The organism is Rhodococcus sp. NPDC059179 (genome assembly GCF_042754885.1).
Classification (GTDB): domain Bacteria; phylum Actinomycetota; class Actinomycetes; order Mycobacteriales; family Mycobacteriaceae; genus Rhodococcus_G.
The window spans coordinates 201,722-213,049 of sequence record NZ_JBHZBV010000006.1 but is presented as its reverse complement, the minus strand read 5'-3'; the positions used below and the strand labels follow the sequence as shown (position 1 = coordinate 213,049).

General features: G+C 66.6%; 9 protein-coding genes. 8 read left to right on the top strand and 1 reads right to left on the bottom strand.

The genetic code is table 11. The features are described 5' to 3' along the window. Window positions 1–42: 42 nt before the first annotated feature. Genes ACFXMV_RS15025 through mnhG form a run of 4 tightly spaced genes read left to right on the top strand, consistent with a single transcriptional unit; the run spans window position 43 to window position 2,784 of the window. Window positions 43–1,614, top strand: a complete 1,572-nt coding sequence (locus ACFXMV_RS15025) for a Na+/H+ antiporter subunit D (RefSeq protein WP_378499611.1) — start codon at window positions 43–45, stop codon at window positions 1,612–1,614. Beyond that, the gene (locus tag ACFXMV_RS15020; RefSeq protein WP_378499608.1) at window positions 1,611–2,189 is read left to right on the top strand and encodes a Na+/H+ antiporter subunit E; all 579 of its coding nucleotides are present in this window, start codon (window positions 1,611–1,613) and stop codon (window positions 2,187–2,189) included. Before ACFXMV_RS15025 ends, ACFXMV_RS15020 begins: the two co-directional genes overlap by 4 nt. Further along, on the top strand, window positions 2,186–2,446 hold the full coding sequence (locus ACFXMV_RS15015) for a monovalent cation/H+ antiporter complex subunit F (protein ID WP_378499607.1): 261 nt from the start codon (window positions 2,186–2,188) through the stop codon (window positions 2,444–2,446). The genes ACFXMV_RS15020 and ACFXMV_RS15015 overlap by 4 nt, the downstream gene beginning before the upstream one ends. Then, window positions 2,443–2,784: a monovalent cation/H(+) antiporter subunit G gene (gene mnhG, locus ACFXMV_RS15010; protein WP_378499606.1), complete on the top strand. Its 342-nt coding sequence runs from the start codon at window positions 2,443–2,445 to the stop codon at window positions 2,782–2,784. The genes ACFXMV_RS15015 and mnhG overlap by 4 nt, the downstream gene beginning before the upstream one ends. A gap of 1 nt (window position 2,785) precedes the next feature. Here the strand turns inward: mnhG and ACFXMV_RS15005 are convergent, their stop codons facing one another. Then, on the bottom strand, window positions 2,786–2,962 hold the full coding sequence (locus ACFXMV_RS15005; protein ID WP_378499605.1) for a DUF6191 domain-containing protein: 177 nt from the start codon (window positions 2,960–2,962) through the stop codon (window positions 2,786–2,788). Window positions 2,963–3,144: 182 nt separating this feature from the next. Here ACFXMV_RS15005 and ACFXMV_RS15000 point away from each other — a divergent pair, with 182 nt between their 5' ends. From ACFXMV_RS15000 to ACFXMV_RS14985, 4 genes are all read left to right on the top strand, one after another. After that, window positions 3,145–4,545 carry a toll/interleukin-1 receptor domain-containing protein gene (locus tag ACFXMV_RS15000; protein WP_378499604.1) on the top strand — a complete coding sequence of 467 codons (1,401 nt, stop codon included), beginning with the start codon at window positions 3,145–3,147 and terminating at the stop codon, window positions 4,543–4,545. Window positions 4,546–4,556: 11 nt separating this feature from the next. Then, window positions 4,557–8,225 carry a hypothetical protein gene (locus tag ACFXMV_RS14995; RefSeq protein WP_378503615.1) on the top strand — a complete coding sequence of 1,223 codons (3,669 nt, stop codon included), beginning with the start codon at window positions 4,557–4,559 and terminating at the stop codon, window positions 8,223–8,225. A 761-nt stretch (window positions 8,226–8,986) separates the two neighbouring features. Further along, window positions 8,987–9,814: an SDR family oxidoreductase gene (locus tag ACFXMV_RS14990; protein WP_378503614.1), complete on the top strand. Its 828-nt coding sequence runs from the start codon at window positions 8,987–8,989 to the stop codon at window positions 9,812–9,814. 17 nt (window positions 9,815–9,831) lie between these two features. Continuing rightward, window positions 9,832–11,214 (top strand): aldehyde dehydrogenase family protein, encoded by a 1,383-nt coding sequence (locus ACFXMV_RS14985; RefSeq protein WP_378502340.1) that lies wholly within the window; start codon window positions 9,832–9,834, stop codon window positions 11,212–11,214. The last annotated feature ends 114 nt before the right edge of the window (window positions 11,215–11,328 follow it).

Here is an 11,328-nt window from a genome sequence, read left to right as displayed (position 1 = left end):
GACCTGATCCACACCCTGACCCCGCTGCCGGTGCTGGTGCCGATGCTCGCCGCGGCGGTCACCCTCATCGGCGGCCGCAAGCCACGGTTCCAGCGCGCGGTCACGCTGGTGGCGCTGACCGCGCTGCTGGTGATCTCCGGGCTGCTGCTCTACCTCGCCGACCGGGACGGCATCTCGGCGCTGCAGGTCGGCGGCTGGGATTCGCCGATCGGCATCACCCTGGTGGTGGACCGACTGTCCGCGGTGATGCTGGTGGTCTCGAGCATCGTGCTGCTCGCGGTGATGGGGTTCGCGGTCGGGCAGGGCATCCACGACGGCACCGAACGACAGCCGGTGTCGATCTTCCTGCCGACCTATCTGGCGCTGGCCGCGGGCATCTCGAACGCCTTCCTGGCCGGCGACCTGTTCAACCTGTACGTCGGGTTCGAGGTGCTGCTCGCCGCGTCGTTCGTGCTGCTGACCCTCGGCGCCAGCGCCGACCGGGTGCGCGCCGGGGTCTCGTACGTGATGGTGTCGATGGTGTCGTCGCTGATCTTCCTGGTCGGCATCGCCCTCGCGTACGCCGCGACCGGCACCCTGAACCTGGCGCAGATGGCGACCCGGCTCGACGGCATCCCGGTCGGCACCAGGACCGCGATCTTCGGTGTGCTGCTGGTCGCGTTCGGCATCAAGGCCGCGGTGTTCCCGCTCTCGACCTGGCTGCCCGACTCGTACCCGACCGCGCCCGCCCCGGTGACCGCGGTGTTCGCCGGCCTGCTGACCAAGGTCGGCGTGTACGCGATCATCCGGGCGCACACCCTGCTGTTCCCGCAGGGCGAGCTCGACAACGTGCTGATGATCTGCGGCCTGCTCACCATGCTGGTCGGCATCTTCGGTGCGATCGCGCAGAGCGACATCAAGCGTCTGCTCTCGTTCACCCTGGTCAGCCACATCGGCTACATGGTGTTCGGCATCGCGCTGTCCACCCAGCAGGGCCTGTCCGGCGCCGTCTACTACGTGGCGCACCACATCATCGTGCAGACCGCGCTGTTCCTGGTGGTGGGACTGATCGAGCGGCAGGCCGGGTCGTCCTCGCTGCGCAGGCTCGGTGGCCTCGCCGCGGCCAGCCCGGTCCTCGCGATCGTCTTCCTGGTGCCGGCGCTGAATCTGGCAGGCATCCCACCGTTCTCCGGCTTCATCGGGAAGGTGGCCCTGCTGCAGGCGGGCGTCGCGCATCCGAGCGCGCTGTCCTGGGTGCTGGTCGCGGGCGGCACCGTCACCAGCCTGCTGACGCTGTACGTGGTGGCGCGGGTGTGGACGAAGGCGTTCTGGCGCTCGCGGGCCGACGCCCCCGAGGGTGAGCTGGCCGACGTCAGCCCGTCCGCCCTGATCGACGAGTCCGAGGAGGACATCGCCTTCGACGACCGCGCCGACGTCGGCAAGATGCCCACCCTGATGCTGATCCCCACCATCGGCGTGGTCGCGGTCGGCGTGGCCCTGACGGTGTTCGCCGGCCAGTTCATCGCGATCACCGACCGCGCCGCCGTGGACCTGCGGGACCGCTCGATCTACATCGACGCGGTCCTCGGCCCCGGGTACACCGAGCAGTCGGCGGCGACGGGTGGCGAGCGGTGAACCGGGAACGGGTACTTCGCGTCGGCATCCTGGTGTGGCTGACCGTGGTGTGGATCCTGCTGTGGGGCAATCTCAGCGTCGCGAACGTCGTGGGCGGCCTGGCGGTCGGCATCCTGATCATGGTGCTGCTGCCGTTGCCGCGGGTGCCGGTGGAGGGCCGGATTCACCTGTGGTCCATCGTTAAACTGGTCGGGCTCTGCATCGGGTATGCCGCGCAGTCGAGCGCGCAGGTGGCGTGGCTGGCCGTGCGGCCCGGGCCTCCTCCGCTGACCGGCGTGCTGCGCTGCCGGCTGGCGATCAAGTCCGATCTGGTGTTGACGTTGTGCATCGACGTGCTCAACCTGATCCCCGGCACCATGGTGCTCGAGGTCGACCAGGTCAAGCGGATGGTGTACGTGCACGTGCTGGACGTGAGCACCGACAAGGCCGTGGACCAGTTCTACCGGACCGTGCGTCAACTGGAGCGGCTGTTCATCGCCTCGTTCGAGCGGGTCGACGAGTGGAAGCCCTCGCCGTGGCACGTCGACAACCCCGTCTTCGACCCGACCGCGACCGACCGAAAGGATCTGCCGTGACGACAGTGCTCGTGATCGCCGGGGTGATGCTCTCGGTGGCCGCCGTGATGACCTCATACCGGCTGCTCGACGGCCCGGGCACCCTGGACCGGCTGGTCGCGATGGACACCCTGGTCGCGGTGGCCATCTGCGGACTCGCGGTGTGGGCGGCCTACAGCCTCGACACCACGCTGGTGCCCGCCATCGTCGCGCTGTCCCTGGTCGGTTTCGTCGGCTCGGTCAGCGTCGCGCGGTTCCGGGTGCGTGACGACCAGTGAACACCGTGCTCGAGGTCGTCGCCGCCGTCCTCATCCTGCTGGGCGCGCTGCTCGCCATGACAGCAGCCATCGGGATCGTGCGCTTCCCGGACACCCTCTCCCGCATGCACGCGGCGACCAAGCCGCAGGTGATCGGCCTGGTGCTGGTGCTGATCGGCGCGGTGATCCGGCTGCGCGGCAACGTCGACATCTGGATGCTGGTGCTGGTCGGACTGTTCACCCTGCTGACCGCGCCGGTCATCGCGCACACCGTGGGCCGGGTGGCCTACCGCGAGCAGCGCGGCCGCGACGGGCTCGGCATCGTCGGGGACCTCGAGAACCGGGACCGGCCGGAGTAGCTCAGCGTCCGGCGTCGTCCGCGTTCAGACGGACCGTGCCGGTACCGAGGTCGATCCGCATCCGGGCGCCGTCGCCGTTCGCGACGTCGTGCCGCAGCGATTTCTGCGTGCGCTGCTCGTCGACCACATGCCGGTGCGATGGTGACAGAAGCGAGTGGAGCTGATGGCAACCATCCACGCTACCGGCACTCGCGAGCTAATCGTTTTGTGGCGATTTACCGCACAAGTCGAGTAGTCGACTACTGTCGCCGCGGCTGCGTCGGGGGCTCACCATGGGTCTATGTCTCGTTAGGTTGAGGCGCTCGTACTCAGCTACCCAGCCGACTATGGGCGCTGACTGCCGCGCACAGGAGCGAGCGCATGGACGCGACCGACGATTTCTGGGAGGACCTCCTCTCTCACATCCGGCAGCAGATACTGGTACCGGTTGTCGGACCCGATATGACGCTGGTCAAGATCGGCGACGCCGAGCAACGACTCAGTTCGCTCATCGGTCAGCGCTTGGCCGAGCGCTATCACCTGACCCAGTCTCCCGGGATGACCACCATGGGTGAAGCGGTGGCCGCCTTTCTGCGAGAGCGCGGACAGGATGAGGTCGAGCGCTTGTATCGCGTCATCAACGACATCATCACGGAGGTCGATCCGGTTCCCGGCGACGCACTCCGTAATCTCGCCGCTATCGACGATATTCCCCTGTTTGTGAGCACCACTCCCGACCGACTGCTCGCGAACGCGGTGAACGACGTCCGTTTCCACGGTCGCCCGGGGACGCGGGAGCTCTCGTTTTCCCCGAATCAGAGCACGAGCGAACAGGCACGCAATTCGGACCCGGCCAAGAGAACCGACACCGTCGTTCTGAATCTGTTCGGTCAGACCGCGTCGACGCCCCAGTACGCGATTCACGAGGAAGACCGACTCGAGTGGCTCCACGCGTTGCTCAGCGACGCGGCGAGCCTTCCCGACTGGCTTGCCTATCCGCTGAAGCATCAACCGATGTTGTTCATCGGTTGCGAGATACCGGATTGGCTCGGGCGGTTTCTGCTGCGCATGTCCAGCAACTCGCGGCTATCGCTGGAACGCAACCAGCAGTTCTTCTTCGTCGGTAATTCGACCTCGAGCGCGCTGTCGAACTTCTTCGCAACTTACTGCCGCAGGACGCTGGTCCAGCAGCTGGACATGGAGCCAGCCGCGTTTGTGGCGGAGTTGCGCGCGCGCTGGGAGCAACAGACCGTGGCCAGGTCACGCACACCGCTCGACGCCGCGGGTCCCTCCGCGGGAATTGGCGCCACCAGTTCCGCTGCGGACCCTCCGACCATCTTCATCAGCTACATGCGTGAGGACGCCGACGCCGCCCGGCGGCTCTGTGACGCGATCACCAGCCTTGGCGGAGACGTGTGGTTGGACGAGCGGCGGATAAGCCCAGGCGATGCATGGGAGCAGGAAGTCCTGACCCGTATTCGGAAATCCGTTCGCCTCTTCGTTCCGGTCATCTCCGGGAACACGGAGGCCGAGGAAGAAGGCTACGTCTTCAGAGAATGGATGGAGGCGGTGAATCGATCGCGCTCGATTCCGCGCAGGCGGTTCATCGTGCCGGTGGTCATCGACAGGGACTACGACGGTGACCCGAGTCGGTACCGGCAGATTCCCCCGGAGTTCGGTCGCTTGCATTTTGGGCGCGCTCCAGCAGGTGACCCGGATGCGGGGTTGCTCGAGATGCTGACTTCCGAAATCCGTGCCATGCGGCGCACCGATGCGGCCTGACCGACGGAGCGATGACCATGCAGCTCGACAGAGACAACCCGTGGCCGGGATTGGAATCATTCGAAGAGGACGCGCAGACCTTCTTCTTCGGGCGCGACCATGAAATAGCCGCGCTGGGAAACCATGTGCTCGACTCCCCGGTCACTGTCTTGTACGGCCGCTCCGGCCTCGGCAAAACCTCGCTCCTACAAGCGGGACTGTTTCCCGTACTGCGTGAGCGCCATCTCCTGCCGATCTATGTTCGCTTCGACCTGAAGCCGGATGCGGCGCCACTGACCGACCAGCTCCACCACGCTGTCCGCGATTCGATCAAGGCGGACGTGCCCGACGCGGTTCCACCCTCGGACCAGGAATCACTCTGGGAGTACCTGCATCGCAAGGACTTCGAGCTGTGGAGCACGCAGAACTATCCGCTCACGCCGGTGATCGTCCTCGACCAGTTCGAGGAGCTGTTCACCCTGGGCGAGCGGGTCCCCGATCTCGTCCGGGCGTTCAGAGACAATCTTGGCGACTTGGCCGAGAACCGCATACCCGCAGAGCTGGCCGCGCGGATCGAAGAAGACGAAGCCGTGGCCGCACGATTCGATCTGCGGTCGCGCAAGTACAAGCTGTTGATCAGCCTGCGTGAAGACTTTCTTCCCGAGCTCGAAGGATGGCGTCAGCTCATTCCGGCGTTGGGACGCTCGCGGGTGCGGCTGCTGAATCTGCGGACAAGCGACGCGCTTTCTGCGGTGCGCAAACCGGCGGCGCACCTCATGCCGGAGCCACTGGCGCGCCGGGTGGTCGCCATCGTCGCAGGCGAGGACCTGCACACCGGCCGCGACACCGTAGACGCCGAGGCCAGTCGTCCTCGCGATCACCGTGGTGGTTCGGACGTGGAACCGGCACTGCTCAGCTTGTTCTGCCGCGAGCTGAACGAGGAGCGGAAGCGGCGTGGGCAGCCGCAGTTCGACGAGCAGCTGGTCGAGGTCGCCAAACGCGACATCCTGTCGAACTACTACTCGTCATGTGTGAGTGACCTGCCGCCACGCGTCGCGGGCTTCATCGAGTCCGAGCTGATCACCGAGAAGGGCTTTCGCAACAGCTACCCCCGCGAGGACGCGGTGCCGTCGCATCTGACCGACGACGAACTCACCCAGCTGATTAACTCGCGGCTGCTCCGGCTCGAGGAGCGCTACGGCGCGCAACGGATCGAACTGACCCACGATGTGCTCACGCGCGTCGTCCGCGAACATCGTGACCACCGTCGAGCAAACGAGGAGCATGCGGCGCGCGAGTCGCGGCTCGCCGCCGAGCACCAACGCCAGCAAGCCGAGCTCCGCGACGCCCAGGAGCGTCAAGAGGCCGCTGAAGACAACGCCCTCGCGCTGCGCAAACGCTCCCGGATCCTGCACGCGGTGTTGGCCGGCACGGCGATCATCGCTGTGATGGCCCTCGTCGCTGCGATCCTCGCCGTGAGGGCATACGACCGGGCCGAAGACCGCAGCCGTGAGGCGCTGGGCGAGAGGCTCGGCTCGGAAGGGCTGGCAATCCTAGCCGGCGGTCAACCAGGCAGCGAACAGTCTGGGTTAGCCAAAGTGATTGCTGCGCAGCATATTTCGTCACGACCCAACCTCGGAGGGCTACTGACCGCTCTCGACGGCCGGTCGCGTCTTCACGAGCTCTACCCGGCCACGGGCATACTCAGCGGCGATGGCCAGCGCGTCGCGGAGACCAGCCAGGCAGGAATTCGGATGGTCGACACGCGGACGTGGAAGCCGGTCGGCCGTCCCTTCGACGATCCACATGGGGTTGGCGACGAACCACAAGAGATCAGGACTGGCCTGGGCTTCAGCGGACGCTACCTCGCGAGCTTCAACCAAGGCACCGACAAGGCGATTCGGGTGTGGGACTTCGACACCGGAAACTACGTCGGTCAGCCGATACACATCGGGGACACTTCGCCCCGGATCGCCGTCAGTGTGGACGGACGCCGGGTTGCAGCGACGGACCTCGACGGCACCCGGCTATGGGACACCCCGACGGGACAGTTGATTGCCTCCCTGCAGACCAAACCTGACGATTGGGTCTCCGCCCTCGCGTTCAGCCCGGACGGACGTCGGCTCGCTACGGGCCACGACGACAGCATGGTTCGACTCTGGGATGCCGAAACCGGAGCCGCACTTCGCGAAACGTCGCGCTTCCGCGACGAAGCCATCGGCGACTACGATTTCATCTCGAGCCTGGCATTCAGCCCGGACGGCAGCACAATCGCCGCCGGCGGAAATACCATGGGCGTGTCGTCGCTGAATGGCGGCACACCACTACGGCTGTGGAATGCCGACACCGGCGCATTGATCGGAACACCCGTCGTAGGTGACTACGGAATCACCTGGTCACTGGCATTCAGCCCCGACGGGCGGCGCGTCGCTACCGGCAGCGACGACAAGACCGTGCGACTGTGGGATGCAGGTACGAGTCAGCCGATCGGCAATCCGATGACCTTTCAATCGCAAGTGGGGCATGTCGCATTCACGCGCGATGGAGACAACATCGTGGCCGTCGCCAATGAGGCCGTCCACAAGTTGGATGGAAATCTTGATGACCAGCTGGCCGTAGAGGCGGCAGGCAGCAAGGCCGCCGCAGTGGACCCCGGCGTCCACTTCTTCGGCTTCGACGCCAGCATCGACGTAGCACAGGTCTTTGTTGTGCGAGACAACACTCTGCACCGACTGAACGCCGACACCGGGGAGCGCGACAGTGTCGTCGTCAACGACGCACTTCGGTCAATCAGCAATTTGGAGTGGAGCCGCGACCAGCGCTGGCTCGCCATCGCCGGAGAGGACAACGTCATTCGCATCGTCGATGCGACGAACGGCCAGCCCGTCGGCAAGCCCCTTGTCGGCCACAAGGATGCCGTCAACGACGTCGAGTTCAGCCCCGACGGGAAGATGCTCGCATCCGCGAGCGACGACAACACCGTGCGAATGTGGGACTGGCGTACAGGCGAACAGATCGGCGAGCCGCTGACCGGTGAGGAATTCGGCGCCGTGGAGGTCCTTTTCGGCGAAGACAATACCCACCTGTACTCGCGCGGATCAGGCTCGGTGTGGATCTGGGACACGGCGGCGCGGCCACCGACAGGAAAGCAGGTCGGCGATCCGACCAGTCGGTCCGTTGTGTCCATGGCGGTAAGCCCTGATGGTCACCATCTCGCGACGGCTTCTGGCCAAGGAGAGATTCAGCAGTGGGACGTCGGCAGCGGTCAAGCGTTCGGCCCGAGGTTGGAGGGCCACAGCGGCATCAACGACATCGGCTACAGCCCCGATGGGCACTATCTGGTCTCGGTCGGCGTGTTCAGTACCGATGACACACTGCGGTTCTGGGACGCCACATCGGGCGACCAAGTCGGCGAGCCGGTGAGCACAGAATCCATGGGCAATGCCGCCCATGTCCAGTTCAGCAAGAACGGTCGCGCGGTCTACGTTCTTACGCAGATGATGACGCTGACCGATAATGGGCCCGCCCCCGGGCCCGCCGCCGGGCGCGCCGGGATCTGGCGACTGCCCGCGCCAGCGGGGTGGGAGCATTCGCTGTGCGCGAAGCTGACCGCCAACCCGAGCGACCAGCAGTGGAAGGACTGGATCTCGCCCGACGTCCCCTACGAAGAGCTGTGCCCCGGCAAACCCCGCGCGCCGTAGTCCGTGTTTCAAAAACCCGGGGTGCGGAGCCACCGGTTGATGGCGGTGATGCGGACGGTGGCGGTGTAGCGAACGGCGAACTTGCCGTAACTGGTTGCCACGGCACGGTTCTGCTTGGCAGGTTGATCCCGCATTCGACTGTGTGACGCTGTTTGTAGTGCTCGGTGTCGAAGGCCGGTGGCCGGCCACCGACCGAGCCTTTCTTCTTCCGGCTCGCAGCCTGGTCAGACTTGACCGGGATCGTCGCCCGGATACCCCGCTTGCGGAGGTAGTCGCGGTTGGCGGCGCTGCCGTACGCGCTTGTCCGCCAGCCGCGTTATCGGCGGGTTCGGTGTCGACCGCACCGGGAGGCTCGTTCTGCCCATCGCCGTCACGGCGCGCGCCGGCCGCGTGCTGGTGAGCCTGGGCGATGGTCGAGTCGACGCTTACGTCCGACACAATCGCACCAACGGCTCGGCGAGAGCCTGCAGCCAATTGAGGACCCCCCGCGTTGCCAACGCCGGGACATCCCGCCAAGTGCAGCTTTTGAAACACGGCCTAGGACATCTCCTCCGCGCGGCCGAACCTGACCGGCGCCACCGCCGAGGTAGATCCAGCCATGACGCTGGGCCACCTCATGACCTTGCGGTCTCCCTCCCGAAACAGATCCCAAAGTTCACACTCCAATGTAACTTTGTACTCAGATCTACTTTTCTGTCGGGTTGCGCTTCCACCCGATTCGGACCTCGACAGACCATCCAGACACCAGGAGGCCGCCCGCCATGCCCGACTTCTCCGACAAAACCGTCGTCGTCACCGGATGCTCGTCCGGCATCGGCGCCGCCACCGTCACCAAACTCGCCGCCCTCGGCGCCACCGTGATCGGCGTCGACCGGGTCGCCGGCACCGACCCCGCCGTCACCCAGATGATCACCGGCGACCTGTCCACACACGAGGGAGTCCTCGCCATCGCCGACCAGGTCGCGGGCCCGGTCGACATCCTGATCAACAACGCAGGCGTGGCCGCGACCCTCCCGTGGCGGCAAGTCCTGGCGATCAACGCCCTCGCCCCGCGCGACCTCACCCGCGCCCTGATGCCCAAGTTCGGCCGCGAACCCGTCGTGGTCACCACCGCCTCCCAGGCCGGGTTCATGTGGCAGCAGAACTTCGCCCGACTGAACGCCTTTCTCGCCGTTGACGACTGGACCACCGCCCTCGACACGCTCGCAGACTTCCCCGACGTCGAATCGGTCTGCTACAACCTGTCCAAGGAGGCCGCGATCATCAACTCCGGCAACCTCGCCGTCGACGGCAAGCACATCGGCCTGCGCTCGAACGCCGTCTCACCCGGCACCGTCGGGACGCCGCTACTGAAGGACTTCACCGCGACGATGGGTGAGGAGATGATCGGCGGCGCCGCCACGTGGGCCGGCCGTCACGCCCGCCCCGACGAGGTCGCCGACGCACTGCTGTTCCTCGCGTCCTCCGACTCGTCCTGGATCAGCGGCGCGGACATCCCGGTCGACGGCGGTTTCGGGTCCATGGTCTTCCGGTCGTACGTCGCCCCCGCCATGGCCGCGATGGCCGAAGCCGCTGCGGCCGCGCAGTAATCGAGGAGAACGTGAACATGTCCGAGAACACCGAACTGATCTCCGTCAACCCCGCCACCCTCGAAGAGGTCGGCCGCACCGCCGTCACCTCGCCGACGGAGCTGGACGCCATGGTCGACGGCGGCCACCGCGCCTTCGCCACCTGGCGCACCGACCGCGCCTACCGCCAGGGTCTGCTCGCCGCGTGCTCGTACGAGTTGATGCGCAAGACCCCCGAGATCGTGCCGCTGCTCAGCATGGAGCAGGGCAAGACCGCCGAAGACGCCGGCGGCGAGGTCTGGATCTCCGCAAAGTGCTTCGCGCACAACGCTCGAGTCGAGTGGGACGATGTCACCGACGCTCCCGCCGCCGTCGGCCGCGTCGCGCGCATCGAGCACCGGCCGCTCGGCGTGGTGGCGGCGATCGTGCCGTGGAACTTTCCGATCTTCCTCATGGTCGCGAAGATCGCGCCTGCACTCGCCGCGGGGAACACCGTGATCGTCAAGCCGGCCGAATCGGTCTCGCTCGTGGTCGGCAAGGTGGTCGAGATCCTGCAGTCGGTCCTCCCGGACGGTGTCATCGGCATCGTCCACGGCGGACCCGAGGTCGGCAAGGCACTCGTCGAGCACCGCAAGGTGCGCAAGGTGTCCTTCACCGGCTCCACCGGCGTCGGCAAGCAGATCATGCGCCAGGCCGCCGACACGGTCACCCCCGTGACCCTGGAACTGGGTGGCAACGACCCCGCAATCCTGCTCGACGACGCCGACATCGACTACGCGGCAACGTCTCTCGCCCGGAGCGCGTTCTTCAACTCCGGCCAGATGTGTATCGCACCCAAGCGGGCGTACGTGCCCGCCGACCAGGTCGACCGGTTCTGCGAGGTCTTCGCCGCCGCCATGGACGCCCTCCCCGTCGGATACGGACTCGCGCCCGGAACCAAGGTCGGTCCGCTGCACAACAAGGCGCAGCTGGACTTCGTACGGGGATTGCTGGACAAGGCGATCGCCGCCGGCGGCACCGTCGTCAGGGGCGGTGGCCGCGGGACGGACCTGCCCGGGTACTTCCTCGAACCGACGTTGGTGCGGGATGTCGACGACAGCACCGACCTGGTCTCGCTCGAGCAGTTCGGGCCCGTGTTCCCCGTGGTCGGCTACACCGACATCGACGCCGTCCTGGCCACCCTCGACGCCCAGGACTTCGGCCTGGGCGCCTCCGTGTGGGGCACCGTCGAGAAGGCGTCGGCGGTCGCCGACCGCATCGACGCCGGGTCCGTCTGGATCAATCAGCACAACGCTCTCGAGGTGGAGCTTCCGTTCGGCGGCACCAAGTCCAGCGGCTTCGGCCGCGAGGGTGGAACCGCCGGTGTCGAGGACTTCCTCGAGACCCGTGTGGTGAGCATCAAGGACCAGCCGAACGGCTGACCGACCAAGTGGGGCGGGGGGGGGGGTGGTATATCCGCCCGCCCCCCCCGCCCCGCCGGCGGCCCCCCCGCCGGGCCGCGGGCGCCCCCCCCCCCGCGCGGAGAGCCCCGCCCC